The sequence below is a fragment of the Paenibacillus rigui genome (genome assembly GCF_002234615.1).
GTDB lineage: Bacteria > Bacillota > Bacilli > Paenibacillales > NBRC-103111 > Paenibacillus_S > Paenibacillus_S rigui.
Map to the genome: position 1 here is coordinate 89,313 of NZ_NMQW01000034.1, position 17,319 is coordinate 106,631.

A 17,319-nucleotide genomic window follows, 5' to 3' on the forward strand; every position below is an offset into this window, starting at 1 on the left:
TTGTATGAACTTGTATTTGTCTGGAACAAAAAGGAATTCAATTACGTTAAGAGAATTGAAAGAAGCTTTTACATCAAGATGAAGCTTCATCCAAACGATGTCGGAGGGATTTCATGAAAAAAATAGCAGCTTTAGCCTGCCTGCTGGCATGCACCGTATTTTCTTCTGGCGCTTCACTGCCTTCTGCAGCCGAGCCTGTCCCCGGATCAGGCATCGCCCTGCAATTGAACGGGGAGGCGATGAGCCTCAGTGCCGAGCCTCGCATGATGGACAGTACGCTTATGGTTCCGCTAAGGGACATAGCCGAAGCCTTGGGGGTTGAGGTGGACTGGGACGAGACCCGCCGTACCGCAACTGCAAAAAAAGAGGAGCTCCACATCGGGTTAACCGTTGATGATAGGCAGGCGACGCGTCAAGACCATCCAATCCAGCTGGAAACGGCTCCGCGTATGGAGAATGGCAAATTGTTCGTGCCCCTTCGCTTTTTCAGCGAGTCCTTTGACTTCAATGTTATGTGGGATGGGCCAAACCAAACGGTCTCCATCGTGGACCCTTCCAAGTCCTTGCCTGCCATTGGGACGGAAGAGCATTTGCAGCAGCTGCTGCAGCAAGCTTCCTCGGCCGGCTATGCTATAACTATGCCCCCTGGCTCTATGATCGCCTTAGAGGATAGCTCGGTCGCAGTCCAGCGGGAGCCGGTCACGACCATGAAGGAAAAGAGCGCGGCCTCTGTCCCGGCGGCAGCCCCGTCCAATCCAGCTCCCTCCTATTCCACGACCAATGTTCAGGTTGAAGGTGTGGATGAGTCGGATATGATTAAAACCGATGGAACTTATATTTACCAGGTGAATCGCAACCGGGTCATCATTACCGAAGCCTATCCCGCGGACAGGATGAAGGTTGTTCAAGCCTTGACGTTCGAGGATGTCAATTTCCGTGCAGCAGAGCTGTATATTGACGATAAACAAATGGTGGTTATCGGCAGCACTCACTATCCTGTGGATCGTTCCATACAGCCTGCCGGATCACAAGACAGTTCCGCCCCTGCCGTACAGCCTGTGGATGGAGCAGCAACGATGAAGAAAATCGCCGTTCTTCCCGTGCGTCCCCAGCAGGTAACGACCAAAGCGATCATCTACGAGCTGGGTAATCGGAGCAGCACATTAAAAAAAGTGCGCGAGGTTGAGCTTGAAGGCTCCTACGTATCCTCCCGCAAGGTAGGCAGCTCGCTTTACCTGATAGCGAACAAGCATTTTGGCTACTACCCTATACTGAGAGTCAAGGGCGGCAATTTGTCGGAGCTGAAGGAGAACTCCTCTGCCCCGAACTACCCGGCTCCGGCTTATAAGGACTCGGCGGCTGGAGATGAATTCATCCACATCGGCTATGAGGATATCCGATATTTTCCGGAATCCGTTCAGCCGAATTATTTGATGATCGGGGGTGTTAATCTGGAGCAGCCCGATCAGAAAATGTCTGTACAGAGCTATCTTGGCTCCGGGAGTCAGGTGTATGCGTCTCCCAACAATATATACGTTGTAACAAATGAATACACCTCCGTACCCGTGCAGCCGCAAGATATCGCCGAATCCAAAAGGCGCATCGCCTTCCCCATGCAAGAACATAGTGTCATCTACAAGTTCGGTATGGGTGAAGGCAAAATCCGGTATGCCGGCCGCGGCAAAGTACCCGGTCATAGCATCAATCAGTTTGCAATGGACGAAAGCAACGGCTACTTCCGCATCGCCACGACTCAAGGTCAGATGGACAGCAGCAATCAATATGTAACAACGAATCAAATGTACGTACTGGATGAATCGTTGAAAACAATCGGAAACATAGAGGACATTGCCCCAGGGGAACAAATCTATTCCGTTCGCTATGCAGGAGACCGTGCCTACATGGTCACCTTCCGTACCGTCGATCCGCTCTTCGTGATTGATCTCAAACAGCCTCAGGAGCCAAAAATTCTCGGCAAGCTCAAAATTCCGGGCTACAGCAATTACTTGCATCCTTACGATGAAAATCATTTGATCGGCTTCGGCAAGGATACCTTGGAAGTGAGCAATGACTTACCCAGTGTGACAGGCATGCAGCCATCCAGTGTATTTTACCAAGGGATGAAAATGGCCTTGTTTGATGTGACCGACGTAGAACATCCGAAGGTGCTTTATACGGAAAATATCGGGGACCGCGGCACCGATTCCGAGCTATTGCACAATCATAAAGCGCTGCTTTATTCGAAAGAGCAAGGAATTCTTGCATTTCCAGTAACCGTTCGGGAAGTCGACCATACCAGCTCCCCAGCCTCTTCAGTAAAAGAGAATGCAGCTCTGCGTTACGGCAGCTTCACATTCCAAGGGGCTTACGTCTATAAACTGGACTTAACCGGCGGCTTTAAGCTGCAGGGGAAAATTACCCATCTGACACAAGAGGATTATGATAAATCCGGTCAATACGGCTCGGCCTTTGAACGTAATATTCGACGTATTCTGTCCATAGGAACTACGCTGTACACTTCCTCCGAGCAAATGTTAAAAGCTACCGAGCTCGCCTCCTTCAAGGACGTAGGGTCTGTGACGCTTCCTTAAGTCCAGCCCCCACAGGGTATTGTCCCGACCCGGTGTGGAACAGCTTTGAGAAAACCGGAGCCTTCCAACGGCTAAGACGCCCCCAACCACATTCCGATGTGGATTTGGAGGCGTCTTTATTTGCTTAACGGCTGCTCTCAGATAAGCCAAGTGTATAAACCAATACTGCAGGCCCCTCCTATGACAGAGCTGGTCAGATTAACCAGATCATTGGTCATCCATTTGAAGCCGCGAATATGCTGCGCAGCCGTATCGCAGTGGCTATTTTTCTCCAGATCGCGGCCGCATATGTGACATCGGTACATGACCTGGCATACCGCCCCAAGCCATGAATCAACCAACGACCCTATTGTCCCGCCTATACCTCCCAGTACGAGCAAAGACCACAGGGAATAGGCTGCCCCGGGATCCTGGGCTCCATTGGCAGGTACATTCGCCGGGTTCAGCTCCCCACCGCTTAGCACCCAGGCCGATGCTCCTATCAACAAGCCTCCGGCAGCGGAAGCCGTCAAGCCGAGCCGCGTCACCCCTCCGGAGGTGCCGGCAGGCACCTTCCTTCCGCTCACGATGGATCGGGGCTGCGAATGGCTCAATCCGCCGATCTCCGTCGCCCACGTATCTGCATTCACGGTAGCCATAATTCCGACAAATGCAGCCCACCAAAAAGGACTTGGCCATAGCAGGTTACCGAGGCACATCACAGCAGCCAAGCCTCCGTTCGCCATGACTTGTCCCGCATCTCTGCGTCCGGATTTGGCATAATTCGCTTCCACCGATGCCTTCTGCCGATGCTTCCACTTGGATAATAAAGTAGACGTGATAAAGAATACCAGCAGCGTTCCGAACCAGGCCGCATTGCCCGCTGCATAGAGCAAGGTCCCAACGACAACCGCTGCCAAAGCACCGGACAAAGAAAGCGATTTTTTTGCAAAAGCGGCACCTGCAACGATGACACTGCAGCCGAGTCCAACGATCCATTCCAGCATAAATTGCGTGCCCCTTTCTATACTCTTTTTGTGGATGAAAATAGGAAACTAATGATTTACAGACTATACACATTATAATATGATTTGCGTAGATGGAAAAATGAAACATGTCGGGAGGGTATTAGTGTGCTGAATGCCGAGCAGGCCGGATCGTCAGGGATGATGAGGGAACCTGAGCCGCATGAAATGCTGCGTATTATTTTTGACTATGCTGCAAAAATCGCAAATGAGCGCCGCTTGGAGCATCTGCTAAAGCTGATGGCGGATATGGGACGGGAAATGATTGTTGCCGATCGCTGTACGGTATGGCTGCTGGATCATCAAAACGAGGAGCTGTATTCCGCGGTCGCCCATGGGGTTCCGCTGCTGAGAATGCCTCTGCATGCAGGTTTGGTCGGTTATTCCGTGACGACGGGAAAGCCTGTTTTTATAGATGACGCGTATCAAAACGTCGAGTTTAAAGAGGTATTGGAAAGCGGCGCCCTGGCCATGGACAGGAAAACCGGCTATCGCACCAAGGCTTTGATGGTCATTCCCTTCCGCAACAATAACGGGGACATTATGGGGGCCTACCAGGCGGTTAACAAGCTGACGGAAGATGAGCAATTCTCTAAGAAGGATATGGATTACTTAACGCTTGCCGCTTCTTATGCCGGCAAATCATTGGAATCGTCCCTGCTGACTCATGAAATCGAGGAAACCCAAAAGGAAATTATTTTCACGATGGGTGAAATCGGGGAAAGCCGGTCCAAGGAAACGGGCAATCATGTGAAGCGGGTCGCGGAGTTTTCCTATACCCTTGCCCTCGGCTTAGGCTTATCAGAGGAAGAAGCGGAGCTGTTAAAAATCGCTTCTCCGATGCATGATATCGGCAAGGTGGCCATCCCAGACGAGGTGCTCAAAAAACCGGGCAAGCTGACAGACGAAGAGTTCACGATCATGAAGACGCATTCGCAGGTCGGCTACGAGCTGTTGAACAAATCGAACCGCAAAATACTAAAGGCCGCAGCTATCGTTGCCCATCAGCACCATGAGAAATGGAACGGACTTGGCTATCCTCAGGGACTGAGGGGAGAAGAAATCCACATCTTTGGCAGAATCACGGCCATTGCCGATGTTTTCGATGCTCTGGGGAGCAAGCGGGTATATAAAGCGGCTTGGGAGCTGGATCGGATTATAGACTTGATCAAAGAAGAACGAGGCAGGCACTTTGATCCGCAGGTTGTCGATGTTTTCTTCAAGCTGCTGCCCGAACTGTTGAAGATCAGAGATGCATACTCCGATCATGCGTTGGAGAGCAATTGAGGATACATGACAGAAAAAGAAGCTCTGCAGCCGTCCAGGCGGCTTCGGAGCTTCTTTTGATTTACTCGTTTATTTGGACCGTAAAGGCACCGAAGCTTTCTTCCCCCCACAGCAGCTCCAGACGGTCGCCCGATTGTACGGCAGCCACACCTGCTGGCGTCCCTGTGTAAATGACATCTCCAGCCCCTAATCCATAGTTCGCTGCAATGTAATCGACAATCACCTGAAGATTGAAAATCATATCATTAATATTTCCCCGCTGCACTTCTTCTCCGTTTTTGCGCAGTGAAAATTCCGTTTGCTTGACGGCCTCAAACCCGGGAAAAGGGCGAAATTCGGAGCAAGGGGACGAATTGAGGAAGCCTTTGGCAGGCAGCCACGGGTGCCCCTTCTTTTTCAATACCGTTTGAACGTCACGCAAGGTGAAATCAATACCTAACGCCATTTGATCCACCAGTTGATCCACTGACTTGCCTGCTGCATAGTCTCCACCGATATGAAGGACAAGCTCCGTTTCAAAATGAATCTCCCCTTTACCTCCAGGCAAAGCAATCGCTTGATCCTGCATGGGGACGAAGGCGTGCGTCGGTTTGATGAAAATCATCGGCTCCTCCGGAATGTCGTTGCCAAGCTCAGCGGCATGCAGGCCGTAGTTGCGGCCTACACAATAAATGTTGCGAATCGAAGCCATCGTTAATCGTTCCTCCTTCATTCTCCTTAAATAAACGCTTGATCTTCATGCAACAAATTATAAGTCAAGCAGATGGAAATCTCAATCGGATTCATCCTTCGCAGTCTGGCCCGCCGGCTGACCTTCCTTGGTCGCCATGTACTGCAATCGAAAGCCGCTGGGCGAAATGCCGTTCATTTGCTTGAATGATTTGCTGAAGTGATATTCCTCCATATACCCGCAGGCTTTGGCTATTGCCTTGACCGGCAGCTCGGAGTACATTAAATAATGGCGTGCATGCTCATTACGAATATGACTGTGGTAATGCTTCGGGCTCATGCCTACGGTTTTGTGAAACATTTTGCGCAAATACGAAACCGAAATATGAAAGCGTTCTGCCAGCTCATGAATCGTAAAATCCATGTTGTAGGACGATTCCAAATACTCCTTAACCCGCTCCAGTGCCTGACCGGCTGATTCGGCACCCTCGCTCCCTGTATCCCCATTCGAGGGAAGAAGCAGCTCGTACAGCAGGCCCGTCAGCTTAAGCTGGGGCAGCAGCGCCCCGCCTTGCACGCCCGGTACCCAGCTGCGATAAAGGTCACGGAACCGCAAGCCAAGCGCCTTGCTTTTATCCGTATGAAATGGCTTCAGGAAGGGGAGCTCCAGCTCGGCAATCGGCATAATTTCAGTCCAGCGTACATCATACCCTACCTCAGCGCAGTCAAACAGAATCATCGTCATTTGCAGCGGATACCGCTCGTCAGAGCGCATGTCCATTTGCAGGCCGGGCCTCATATAGGCCATCATCCCGCCTTCCACCGGGAACGCCTGATCCGTTGTAAAGATGCCTTTGCCTTCATGAATCCAGTACAAGGTATGCGCGTCCGTATTGTTCCGTTTGTCTGTCCAGCCTGACGCTGTCGGTTTGTCCAACACCCAGCGAATATGCAGGTGAAGACGATTCATATCAACCATTAGCGCCCCTCCTCCTGTTGTGTCAATTAACTATACCCCTGTAAGAGCGATTTGTACAAGAAGGAATCATCTTTTTTCCATTCTCTCCCCCTCCTATCAGTGATAAAATTTGCTTAGTTTAAAAGGTTTCATCACTCATAAAACGGCCTATTTCAGGAGGAATATCATATGATCAGAGCATTCGCCGAGCATCGAATTCGACAAACACAAGAGATCAGCGGTCAATGGGATTTTGTCACCGATCCCGACAATATCGGCATGCAGCAGCAATGGTTCAAGTCGTTCCCCAAACCTCAAACCACTGTTTTTGTCCCTGCATGCTGGAACAACGAATTCGGGTTGTACGATTATGAAGGCGTGGCCTGGTACCGGACAACCTTCGAGCTGGTCAAGCCCGAGCATCTGCGGTTCATATGTCATGCCGTACTCGGACACGCGGACGTGTACTTGGACGGAGTACATCTCGGCTATCATTACGGAGGCTACTCCCCGTTTGAATTGATCGTGACCCATGCGGCTGCAGGAAATCATGAGCTGATTATACGTACAGACAGCACACTGACCCGGCAGACCATTCCGATCGATCTGGTCGATTGGTTTCATTACGGCGGTATCATTCGCCCTGTGGAGCTTCAGTACCTGTCTGATGTTTTCATCGAAAAGCTCCGCATCAGCTACACCTTGCACGATCAGGCCCGTGCGGAGGTTGGGGTCACCGTCGAGCTTCGCTCTCTTGGCTCTGCGGATCAAACCGTGCCTCTGACCCTGCAGTCTGACGGCACGGTGTTCCACGAGGAAACCGTCCATGTTCCAGCCGGGCAGACCGTCAGTGTTGAGGTCCGGCAAATATGGGAGCAGGTTCGACTCTGGCAGCCGGGCCGGGCCGAGCTGTATACGATCCGTGCAGCCACCGATACGGATGATAAAATCGACCGGATCGGCTTCCGCCGAATCGAGGTCAAGGACCGCCGTATCTGCATAAACGGCGAGCCTATTTACTTGCAGGGCGTTAACCGCCACGACGAGCATCCGGAGTGGGGGTTTGCTTTTCCGCCGAAGCTGATGAAAAAGGATCTCGATCTCATCAAAGAGCTCGGATGCAATACCGTACGGGGTTCGCATTATCCCCAAAGCCCGTACTGGATCGATCTGCTGGATGAGCACGGTATCCTTTATTGGAGCGAAATCCCGATGTGGGGCGCTCTTATGCCGAAAGAAGTGACGACTGACGCTCTATTCCGGCAGCGTGCCATGCAAATGATAGACGAAATGATTGAACGCGATTTTCACCATCCGAGCATTGTGTTCTGGTCGGTGCATAATGAGATCGATACGACCTGCCAGGAAGCACTGGATTTGACCGTACCGATGATTGAGCTCGTGCGCAGCAAGGATACATCGCGGCTTGTCTCCTATGCTACTATGCATCCGTTGAACGATGTGCTGCTGCCCTTGTTCGATGTCATCGGGATTAACAAATACCATGGCTGGTACGAAGGCAAAGTGGAGGGCTTCGAGGACATGCTGGGGCAGTTTCATGCCTACGCGGAGTCCATGGGCGCCGGAAACAAGCCGATTCTGATGACAGAATTCGGCGCGGCCGGCATCTATGGGGACACTGGCTGGGAGCCTCGCTTATTCAGCGAGGATTACCAGGCCCACGTCATTTCCGAGGCGCTCCGTATCTTCCGCAGCGATCCTAGAATCGGAGGGACCTACATTTGGCAGTTCGCCGATGTGCGCGCCGACCTGCAAAGCCAGCGGAACAGCTTCCGCGACCGGGCCAGAAGCTTCAACAACAAAGGCTTGTTGAATGAATACCGAAAGCCCAAGCAGGCATACCGCGTCGTGAGGGACATCTACACGTCGGGCAGCGTGAAATAACCAAGCCTATCCGGCTTTTCCGTCCATTCATTAGATAATCGGTTTATTCGAAAAAAGCAAAGCAGCCAACGGCTCCGTCAAGGAGATCGCATTGGCTGCTTCGCTTTATATAAATATTGGATCGCAGCTTGGAGTCTGTCAGGGCTCCGTTTTTTTGGGAGGCTGCGTCGTTGTTGGCTTTGGAGCTGGTGTGGTCTGCGACTTGGACGTAGACGAGTTGCCTTCCGTCTTGCTCCCCGATGCTGGCGCACTGCCCTTGGCGGCTCCGTTGGATGGAGCCGTGCTTTTGGTGGTGCTTCCGCCCGAAGCAGCCCCGCTCGTTTTCTTCGTTTCGGTCGCTTTCTTGACGACAGCAGGCACCGGTGCAGGCGCAGGCTGAGGTGGAGCCTGAACGATGCTGCCATCCTTATCCACACGGGCATTGATGGAAATGCGTCCCATTTTGTCAAACAGCTTGGCCCCGTCCTCCTCTGTCATCTTTACCGGCTGCGCCCATTTCGTTAAAATCGGCGTCATCTGAAGGTCGCAATTTCTATCCTTCGTGCACTCCGCATTCAGAATCATACTTTCCCATGTATTGGAATCTTCATTCGTCGTAAATATGAAATTGCCCAGGCTGTAGGCGATCCACTTCCCTTTATATTGCTCGAAACCCTGCACCACATGAGGGTGACTGCCGATAACAAGATCGGCCCCCTGATCAATATATTTGTGGGCCAGATCGGTTTGTTCCTTGGCGGCGTTATTTTGCCGCTCTACTCCCCAGTGGGCAATCACGACAACAAGGTCCGCCTGCTCTCTGGCCGAGGCTATCGCTTCCAACGGAAGCTCAGGGGAGTATGTACCGGCTACGCCGGGCTTGTTTTTACCTGCATACCAGGAATTATCGGGAACGACCCGGCTAAAGCCGAGAAAAGCGATTTTAACGCCCGAACGCTCCATGATGACGGGTTTGTAAGCCTCATCGCTATCTCTTCCTGTCCCTACCCGCTTCACACCCGCCTTATCAAGATAATCCAGCGTGTCCAGCAATCCGATCTGACCATAATCCATAATATGATTATTCGCCGTGTTGACCAGGTCAATCCCGGCAGCCTGAAGAGCCGGCAGCGCCTCCGGCGAGGATCGATACACATACTCCTTGGACTGGGCCGTCCCCTGTGTCGTGAAAGGCGTTTCCAAGTTCGCTACAGTAATGTCCGCTTTTTTCAAATTGTCGGATACGAATTGGAACGGATAATCCCAACCGTTTTTCTTCAACAAATCCTCCACCTTGCTCGCAAACATCACGTCACCGATGAAAGACAGGTTTACCGTACCCTCTTTCTGACTGTCTGCGGAAGCCGTTTCTACCTTCCCTCCGGCTGACGGATCTCCTGAAGCCCTTCCAGCATCAGAGCCGGTTGAAGACGGCGGTATCGTTCCCCCTGATATGACCATCGGATTCACTGTTTGCGGAGCAGAGTTTGCCGGAGATTGTACCGCTTGCGGGGCAGTGCCTTCTTCTCTTGATAACCAGTTCATTAAATAAGAGAAGGAAGCAATCGTAACCAGGCTGAGCACACCTATGGTGATCCAAGTGTTACGTTTGTTTTGATTGACCTTGGCCTTCTGATGTTTTGTTGAACGGGATTCTATGATGACCTACTCCTTTATCTGTATCAATCCGTACTTTGAAGTACCATGCTTTGTAGACTCCTGCTATTATACCAAAACTTGCCGGACAGGTCATGAATCCATAGTGGCAAAAATAACAGTTGCCAAACCCATCCATTTTTTGATATGATTCTCTTCGTCTCTCATTTCACCCTACGCTGTATCCTCTACAAGTTACCACTTATGCACCCGCTGCAAGTACCGTTACTCACCCATTCACTTGTTTGAACGTACCCGCTGCCGTTACCAGCCGGTGCCGCACGCTGCCGTAATCGAGCAAACGAAATTAGTATTAACCAAGTATCGCTTTCGAAGCAAGTTTTGCTACACAAAACTTTTAGGAGGTGCCCATGCTTTTTGCGATATTAATTAAAAAAGCGTATGAACGCAACCTGCAGTACCGGGCGTCGCACATCATTAACACAGTAGCGAGTGCAGCATTCGGGCTTATTTACGTGTCGATCTGGAAGGGCGTCGGCCAGCCTGCAAATGGCGGTGGCTATACGCTGGACAATGTGATCCACTATGTCGCCTTCAATCAAGTCTGCCTTTGGATAACGCTGTTTATTACCAACGGTCTCGGTATCGAGCGTTCGGTACGAACCGGACAAATTTCGCTCGATCTGATGCGTCCTGTGCATTTGTTCTACCACTTGATGTGCCGCGAATGGGGACAGATCGGATATCAGCTGTTGTACAAATCACTGCCTATTTATCTGCTCTATGTTCTGGCGCTGGATCTACCGGTTCCGACGAGTGCCGCGACCTGGCTGTGGACGGTGTTCGCATTGACAATGGCGGCATACATGAATATTTGCATCAATTATTTAATCGGCGTGACAGCCCTGTGGACAACCGAGTCCAACTGGCTGTTCTGGGTCCATTACTCCTTATCGACGGTGCTGTCCGGCTTCCTTATTCCTATCGATTGGCTGCCTGCATGGCTCAGAAGCATCAGTCAGCTGTCATTCTACCCTTATATGCAATACTTCCCTTCCAAAATTTATCTTGGCCTGGCTCAAGCCTCCTCCGTCGTAACCGGCGCTTTGCTATGGTGTTTGATCTTAACTCTGCTCTGTTTAGGCGCGACTTCACTTGTTCGCCGAAAGCTGGAGGTGCAGGGAGGTTGAACACAATCCGAATGTATATCCTTCTCGTGCGAGCCAGTGTGCGAAGCAGGATGCAGTATAAATTCAATTTTTGGCTCTCTACGCTGCTGGCAGCCATTGTGAACTTGATGGATTTCGCGCTCATTTCCATCATCCTGTGGAAGTTCGGCAGTCTCAAAGGCTGGTCCATTTATGAAATCGGTTACTTATACGGCACCATCATGCTGTCCAAGGCCATTTACCGCAGCTTCGCCAACGATGTGCATCATCTCGAAAAATATTTGGTTTCAGGCGACCTCGACCAGCTGCTGATCCGCCCGATTCCGCTGCTGCTCGCGCTCATGGCCCAAAACTTCCGCGTCATGTTCGGAGAATACATTCAAGGCGGAATTATTCTAGTGCTGTGTATGAAAACGATGCTAAGCACGGGTCAGATCGATGGATGGGCCATCCCCCAGACCATTGCCGTTATCCTCATCGGGTCCGTGATCTTGTTCGCCATTGGACTCGGAACCGCAACGTTCGGCTTCTGGATTACGAGAGTCAGCGATTTGCAAAATGTAACCGAGGATGCGGCCCGCACCGCCGTCCAATACCCGATGGAGCTGTACCCCGGCTGGCTCCGCGGTATTTTGTTAACACTTATTCCGGTCGGAATAGCCAACTATGTACCTGCACTGTATGTGCTTCGCGACGAATTCGGCTGGTGGCTGCTGCCCGCAACCACGCTATTCGCTGCCGTGTTCTTGTGGCTCATGCTGCAGTTCTGGAAACTGGGTATGACACGTTACCAAAGTACGGGAAGCTGATCGGATTCATGGCGGCCTGCACCAAACAAATCTGCATGTCCAAGGTACAGTCCAGGAGGCTGCAGCGCACCTCCCGCCAAATGGCGGAGATCTGCAGTCTTCAGCTGTCTGTACGCTGAAAGGAGCCAATGACACATGATAGAAGTACAACACCTTACCAAAAGCTTTCGGATTCCGGTCTCCGGCAAAGGAAGATGGGACAAGATTCATGCGCTGCTGACCGGAAAGCATGAAGAGAAGAAAGCTGTCCACGACATCAGCTTTCAGGTTGACCGAGGTGAATTCGTAGGCTATATCGGACCGAACGGAGCCGGGAAATCGACAACAATCAAGATGCTGACCGGCATTCTGCATCCTTCCTCCGGAGCCGTGCTTATTGACGGCCGCAGTCCCCACCGGGCAAGGCGTCAGGTTGTCCGCAAGCTCGGCGTTGTGTTCGGCCAGCGAAGCCAGCTGTGGTGGGATTTGCCTGTGAAGGATTCCTTTGATATCCTGGCAGCTATGTACAACATCGACCCGGTGCAGAAGCGCCGCACCTTATCCGAGCTTAGCGAGCTGCTTCAGCTCGATGAATTCATAAGAACACCCGTTCGCAAGCTATCTCTCGGACAGCGGATGCGGGGGGATCTCGCAGCGGCCATGCTGCATAACCCCGATATCCTGTTTCTTGATGAGCCGACCATCGGCCTCGATATTGTAGCCAAGAAGGCCATCCGGAGCCTGCTGAAATCGTTGAACCGCGATTTGGGCAAGACGATCCTGCTCACCACCCACGATATGGATGATATTGAGCAGCTATGCGAACGGGTGATGGTCATCAACCGCGGACAGCTCGCTTATGACGGTACAATTGACGGCTTGCGGGAACGCATCGGACTCCCGACTTTAATAAAAATCAGCTTTGCTGAACCAATGCACATCCCGCCTGATTGGAGCGGCGGATTTACCATCGTGGAACGCAACGGAACGTCCATGACCGTTCAGTGCAACCGGAAAAACATTCAGGCCATGGAGGTGCTGCGCCAAATCGAGCAGTGGGGCACTATCGAGGATGTACACATGGAAGAGCCGGATTTCGAGGAAGTGATTCATCGAATCTATTAAATCAATGGAAGGGACATCCAGGCTTTGGGTGTCTCTTTCCGTTAAAAAACTTTATAATATAAGTACAATACGACAAAAGCTCAACGAAAGGAGTCATGGACCATGGCAAAAGTGGCAATCCTATCCGATATCCATGGAAATCTGCCTGCATTGGAAGCCGTCATTAAGGATATTCGGAGACGGAAAATAAAACGTATCGTTTGTCTTGGAGATTTGGTGGGCAAAGGCCCCCAGCCTGCTGAAGTCGTGGACCGTATTCGCGAAATATGTGAATTGACGGTACAGGGGAATTGGGACTTGGGCATCCAGGAGCCCCAGGTCAAGGATGCTGGGCTATGGCAGCAGGAAAGACTCGGCGAGGAACGGCTCCGTTATTTAAAGGATCTGCCTTTTTCCGCAGATCTTCACTTAAGCGGCCGTTGGCTCCGCCTGCTGCATGCCTCCTCCAAAAGCGTATACCACCGCATTCCGCGTAAAGCCTCAAAGAAAGAAAGACTCAGCCTGTTCCAGCATACGGAGCTGACGGGGTTCCCGGAAGGCGAATTCGAAGGACGGACTCCCGACGTCGTCGGCTATGGGGATATCCATGTCCCTTTCGTCCAGACCGTCAAAACGAAGGAAGGCCACGGCCTGCTCTTGTTCAATACCGGCAGCGTGGGAGCTCCCTATGACGGTATCCCCCAAGCGTCTTATACGATCGTAGAGGGGAAGCCGGATGGCGGAGCGGACGAGCCGTTTTCCATTCAGATGGTTCGTGTTCCTTACAATGTGGAGCAAGTGATTGCCATCGCCGAGCAGGTCCAGCTGCCGAATCTTGAAAGGTTTCGTTATGAAATGAGAACAGGCTTGGAGCAATGAACAGCGAAGTCAGTCTATACAGCAGGAAAAGAGGAGAATCATTTTGGCCCGATGGCAAATTAATTTAACCGTGCTTTGGCTCGGTCAGTTTCTGGTGATGGGGGGAATGACGATGATCATTCCTTTCCTTCCCTTATACATACAGGAAATGGGCGTAACTGATGCGCATGAAGTCGCTATGTGGTCCAGTGTTATTTTCGCAGGAAATTTCGTGACCTCGTTTCTGTTCCAGCCGCTCTGGGGAGGACTGGCCGACCGCTATGGCAGGAAGGTCATGCTGCTGCGCTCCGGCTTCGGCATGGCAGTTGTCATGACGCTCATGGGCTTCGCAAGCGATCCGCTGCATCTGCTGCTCCTCCGGGTAATGAACGGAGTCATCTCCGGCTTTATGCCGGCAGCCGTTGCATTGATGTCCACCAACACGCCACGGGAAAAAATCGGCTTCGCGATGGGCACACTCCAATCCGGAGGCGTAGCGGGCTCCATTCTGGGCCCGTTTATCGGCGGGCTTTTGGCCGAGTGGATCGGCTTCCGCTCCATCTTTTACATTACCGGAATACTGCTATTCTGTGCCTCGCTGCTTGCCCTGTTTCTCGTCAAAGAGAAATTCGATGCGTCGGCTGCGCAAAGCAAGCCTAAAATTTCGCTCCTGCAAGGCTTCCGGGAGCTGAAGCAAACCAGAGAGCTGCCGGCTTTGTATGCGGTAACCTTCGTCATCCAATTTTCGATGCTCAGCTCGATGGCCCTGATCCCGCTGTTTGTCCAGGAGCTCCATGGCAAAGGTGAAATGCTGGCATTTTATGCCGGACTCGTCGGCTCCGTTACCGGTTTCTCCAATATGATTGCTTCGCCTCTGCTTGGACGGCTGAGTGACCGAATCGGTCCCGTCAAAATTCTCGCCTTCTGCTTGCTCGGTGCAGCGGTCTCCTTCATTCCACAGGCACTCGTCACGAATATTTGGCAGCTGTTAGCCGCGCGGTTCATGCTGGGCATCTTTATGGGAGGCATGCTTCCGAGCGTGCAGATGCTCATTCGGACCTATACCCCTAACGGTATGGAAAGCCGCTCCTACAGCTTCAATACGAGCGCGCTCTCATTGGGCAACATGCTTGGACCTGTTGTGGGCGGGGTTCTCTCCAGCTCCATTGGCATTAAAGGGTTGTTCGTGATGGCTGCCGTGCTGCTGTTTGCCAACATGCTTTGGGTTCGCAAGACCCTGTTTCATGGCGGGACGAAGCAAAGAGCAGGGTAAAAGCAAGGGCGCTGCAGCCTAATATCGTCCAGGCGAAACACTTCCTTGCACTGTAAAAAAGAGGACCTTGGCTGCTTCATCTTCAGCCAAGGTCCTCCGGCGTTTTGATCTCAACTTCTCTTATGCTGAATTTGCATTTGCACAGCACATGCCATAACGTCAGCGTACTCTGGCGATAGCAAGGCCATCGTATGCCGGCAAAATCACGCCTTCCAGCCGAGGATCCTTGGTCATCCCCTCATTAAACTGGCGCATTCTTACAACGCGGTTGCCCTGCGCCTGCGGGTCCATGCTGTCCCCGTGCAGCAGTGTGTTGTCCCCAACGATCACTGCGCCCGGATTGGCCAGCCGGATGGCCCATTCCAAATAATTCGGATAATTCCCTTTGTCCGCATCGATAAAAAAGAGATCGAACCTGACCCCTTCCGCTTCCAGCTGCTTCAGGCTGTCCAGCGCTTCGCCGACCCGGTACTCGACGCCGTCCCCGAGTCCGGCCTCCGTCAGATTACGGTGCGCCACATCCGCATATTCCCGCTTCAGCTCCAGGGAAACCAGCCTTCCCTCTGCGCCCAAGCCGCGTGCCAGGCAGATGCCGCTGTAACCGCCCAGCGCCCCGATTTCCAATATTCGCTGCGCTCCGGTCATTTTGACAAGCAGCGTCAGCAGCTTGCCGTAGCCGGCCGCTACGGAGATGTCGGGCATGCCTTCCGCACGAATCACTTCCTTCACTCGCTCCAACTGGGCATCCCGCTCCAGTAGGGATTCCACATATTCCTCCGCCGATAGCTGCGTCATGCTACGATTCCTCCCGAATCATTTGTATAAACCAAGGGTTTATCCTATACTAGACTATTGTATGGCTTTTCCAAAAAGACTTCAACTTGCGCCTGACCCGCGCAGGATTAGAATATGGAGTGAAAACGAATGTCGCATATTGAATTAATCGCAACCTGTCCCATGGGACTCGAGGCCGTCGTAGCCCGTGAGGTACGTGACCTCGGCTATGACCAGGTCACCGTCGAAAACGGGCGGGTGCTGTTCCAAGGCGATGAAATGGCGATCTGCCGCGCCAACCTGTGGCTGCGTACCGCCGAACGGGTATTGGTCAAGATGGGACAGTTCAAGGCCATGACCTTCGACGAGCTGTTCGAAGGCACGAAGGCGCTGCCTTGGCCTGAATGGATCCCGGAAAACGCCGAATTTCCGGTTGAAGGACGTTCCCACAAATCCCAGCTGTCCAGCGTGCCTGCCTGCCAAGGCATCGTGAAGAAGGCGATCGTCGAGAGCATGAAGCAGCGCTACGGCACCGAATGGTTCCGGGAAACCGGCGCCCGCTACGTGATCGAGGTGGCGATGCTGAATGACATCGCCACCCTGACGCTCGATACGACGGGTATCGGCTTGCACAAACGAGGCTACCGCAAGCTCGTCACGGAGGCCCCCCTCCGGGAAACAATGGCGGCAGCGATGGTGCTGCTGAGCCGCTGGCGCCCGGAGCGCCCGCTGTACGACCCGTTCTGCGGGTCGGGCACGATCCCGATCGAGGCGGCGATGATCGGCTGGAACCTGGCGCCGGGTCTGCGGCGCACCTTCGCTGCCGAGGCGTGGCCGATCGTGCCGGAGACCCTGTGGGCCGACGCACGGGATGAGGCTTTCGATCTCGTGCGGGATGACGTGCCGCTCGAGATCACCGGCTCCGACATCGATAGCGAAGCCATCGATGTCGCCTTGGCCGCCGCCAAGGCGGCCGGGCTGGCGAAGGAGCTGAGCCTGCAGGTGGTGCCGGTGGCGAAGGCCCGGCCCCGCGGCGACTACGGCGTCGTGATCACCAACCCGCCGTACGGCGAACGGTTGGGGGATCGCGACGAAGTCGAGCGGGTGCTGCGCCAGCTCGGCGGCGTGACCTCGCAGCTGCCGACGTGGTCCACCTTCATCCTGAGTCCGAGCAAGCAGCTCGAGCATTACATGGGCCGTAAAGCAGACAAGAAGCGGAAGCTGTTTAACGGCCGCATCGAGTGCAATTTGTTCCAATACCTGGGGCCGCTGCCTCCCCGTCCGCCGCGCGAGCCGCAGCAGTAAACTCGCTGCTGCAGCTGCAACATCAAACGGAGCCTTCG

The 17,319-nt window shown here is 52.9% G+C and carries 14 protein-coding genes; 9 read left to right on the forward strand and 5 right to left on the reverse strand.

From position 1 onward, the window contains the following. Nucleotides 1-113: 113 nt before the first annotated feature. Nucleotides 114-2,591, forward strand: coding sequence for a beta-propeller domain-containing protein (locus CF651_RS22220; RefSeq protein ID WP_094017069.1), 2,478 nt, complete (start codon nucleotides 114-116; stop codon nucleotides 2,589-2,591). A 137-nt stretch (nucleotides 2,592-2,728) separates the two neighbouring features. Here the strand turns inward: CF651_RS22220 and CF651_RS22225 are convergent, their stop codons facing one another. Next, complete coding sequence (locus CF651_RS22225) at nucleotides 2,729-3,577, reverse strand: DUF92 domain-containing protein (protein WP_094017070.1); 849 nt, start codon at nucleotides 3,575-3,577, stop codon at nucleotides 2,729-2,731. A 126-nt stretch (nucleotides 3,578-3,703) separates the two neighbouring features. Between CF651_RS22225 and CF651_RS22230 the strand changes: the two genes are divergently transcribed. Further along, a complete protein-coding gene (locus tag CF651_RS22230; protein ID WP_245856090.1) occupies nucleotides 3,704-4,882 on the forward strand; it encodes an HD domain-containing phosphohydrolase in 1,179 nt (392 codons plus the stop codon). 61 nt (nucleotides 4,883-4,943) lie between these two features. On the opposite strand, the gene CF651_RS22235 is transcribed toward CF651_RS22230, so the two are convergent. Together CF651_RS22235 and CF651_RS22240 are read right to left on the reverse strand one after the other, a co-directional pair. Then, nucleotides 4,944-5,573: a fumarylacetoacetate hydrolase family protein gene (locus tag CF651_RS22235; protein ID WP_094017071.1), complete on the reverse strand. Its 630-nt coding sequence runs from the start codon at nucleotides 5,571-5,573 to the stop codon at nucleotides 4,944-4,946. Nucleotides 5,574-5,654: 81 nt separating this feature from the next. After that, a complete protein-coding gene (locus tag CF651_RS22240; RefSeq protein WP_094017072.1) occupies nucleotides 5,655-6,530 on the reverse strand; it encodes an AraC family transcriptional regulator in 876 nt (291 codons plus the stop codon). Nucleotides 6,531-6,698: 168 nt separating this feature from the next. Here CF651_RS22240 and CF651_RS22245 point away from each other — a divergent pair, with 168 nt between their 5' ends. Next, nucleotides 6,699-8,414: a glycoside hydrolase family 2 protein gene (locus tag CF651_RS22245; RefSeq protein WP_094017073.1), complete on the forward strand. Its 1,716-nt coding sequence runs from the start codon at nucleotides 6,699-6,701 to the stop codon at nucleotides 8,412-8,414. A gap of 138 nt (nucleotides 8,415-8,552) precedes the next feature. Here the strand turns inward: CF651_RS22245 and CF651_RS22250 are convergent, their stop codons facing one another. Then, nucleotides 8,553-9,977, reverse strand: coding sequence for a CapA family protein (locus tag CF651_RS22250; protein WP_245856091.1), 1,425 nt, complete (start codon nucleotides 9,975-9,977; stop codon nucleotides 8,553-8,555). A gap of 443 nt (nucleotides 9,978-10,420) precedes the next feature. Between CF651_RS22250 and CF651_RS22255 the strand changes: the two genes are divergently transcribed. The 5 genes from CF651_RS22255 to CF651_RS22275 all read left to right on the forward strand — a co-directional run bounded on the left by CF651_RS22255 (nucleotide 10,421) and on the right by CF651_RS22275 (nucleotide 15,202). Next, nucleotides 10,421-11,200, forward strand: a complete 780-nt coding sequence (locus CF651_RS22255) for an ABC transporter permease (protein ID WP_094017074.1) — start codon at nucleotides 10,421-10,423, stop codon at nucleotides 11,198-11,200. Continuing rightward, nucleotides 11,197-11,988, forward strand: a complete 792-nt coding sequence (locus CF651_RS22260; RefSeq protein ID WP_245856092.1) for an ABC transporter permease — start codon at nucleotides 11,197-11,199, stop codon at nucleotides 11,986-11,988. The genes CF651_RS22255 and CF651_RS22260 overlap by 4 nt, the downstream gene beginning before the upstream one ends. A 135-nt stretch (nucleotides 11,989-12,123) precedes the next feature. After that, a complete protein-coding gene (locus tag CF651_RS22265; protein WP_094017076.1) occupies nucleotides 12,124-13,092 on the forward strand; it encodes an ABC transporter ATP-binding protein in 969 nt (322 codons plus the stop codon). Between the two features lie 102 nt (nucleotides 13,093-13,194). Beyond that, nucleotides 13,195-13,950 (forward strand): metallophosphoesterase family protein, encoded by a 756-nt coding sequence (locus tag CF651_RS22270; RefSeq protein ID WP_094017077.1) that lies wholly within the window; start codon nucleotides 13,195-13,197, stop codon nucleotides 13,948-13,950. A gap of 43 nt (nucleotides 13,951-13,993) precedes the next feature. Beyond that, nucleotides 13,994-15,202 carry an MFS transporter gene (locus CF651_RS22275; RefSeq protein WP_094017078.1) on the forward strand — a complete coding sequence of 403 codons (1,209 nt, stop codon included), beginning with the start codon at nucleotides 13,994-13,996 and terminating at the stop codon, nucleotides 15,200-15,202. Nucleotides 15,203-15,361: 159 nt separating this feature from the next. Here CF651_RS22275 and CF651_RS22280 read toward each other — a convergent pair whose 3' ends face one another. Next, nucleotides 15,362-15,997: an O-methyltransferase gene (locus CF651_RS22280; RefSeq protein ID WP_094017079.1), complete on the reverse strand. Its 636-nt coding sequence runs from the start codon at nucleotides 15,995-15,997 to the stop codon at nucleotides 15,362-15,364. Nucleotides 15,998-16,126: 129 nt separating this feature from the next. Between CF651_RS22280 and CF651_RS22285 the strand changes: the two genes are divergently transcribed. Beyond that, nucleotides 16,127-17,281, forward strand: a complete 1,155-nt coding sequence (locus CF651_RS22285) for a THUMP domain-containing class I SAM-dependent RNA methyltransferase (RefSeq protein ID WP_094017080.1) — start codon at nucleotides 16,127-16,129, stop codon at nucleotides 17,279-17,281. Nucleotides 17,282-17,319 lie beyond the last annotated feature (38 nt).

What these genes read in the sequence shown, in the direction of transcription:
- CF651_RS22220 (WP_094017069.1), top strand. Translation starts at nt 114, where the DNA reads ATGAAAAAAATAGCAGCTTTAGCCTGCCTGCTGGCATGCACCGTATTT.
- CF651_RS22225 (WP_094017070.1), bottom strand. Translation starts at nt 3,577, where the DNA reads ATGCTGGAATGGATCGTTGGACTCGGCTGCAGTGTCATCGTTGCAGGT.
- CF651_RS22235 (WP_094017071.1), bottom strand. Translation starts at nt 5,573, where the DNA reads ATGGCTTCGATTCGCAACATTTATTGTGTAGGCCGCAACTACGGCCTG.
- CF651_RS22240 (WP_094017072.1), bottom strand. Translation starts at nt 6,530, where the DNA reads ATGGTTGATATGAATCGTCTTCACCTGCATATTCGCTGGGTGTTGGAC.
- CF651_RS22245 (WP_094017073.1), top strand. Translation starts at nt 6,699, where the DNA reads ATGATCAGAGCATTCGCCGAGCATCGAATTCGACAAACACAAGAGATC.
- CF651_RS22255 (WP_094017074.1), top strand. Translation starts at nt 10,421, where the DNA reads ATGCTTTTTGCGATATTAATTAAAAAAGCGTATGAACGCAACCTGCAG.
- CF651_RS22265 (WP_094017076.1), top strand. Translation starts at nt 12,124, where the DNA reads ATGATAGAAGTACAACACCTTACCAAAAGCTTTCGGATTCCGGTCTCC.
- CF651_RS22270 (WP_094017077.1), top strand. Translation starts at nt 13,195, where the DNA reads ATGGCAAAAGTGGCAATCCTATCCGATATCCATGGAAATCTGCCTGCA.
- CF651_RS22280 (WP_094017079.1), bottom strand. Translation starts at nt 15,997, where the DNA reads ATGACGCAGCTATCGGCGGAGGAATATGTGGAATCCCTACTGGAGCGG.
- CF651_RS22285 (WP_094017080.1), top strand. Translation starts at nt 16,127, where the DNA reads ATGTCGCATATTGAATTAATCGCAACCTGTCCCATGGGACTCGAGGCC.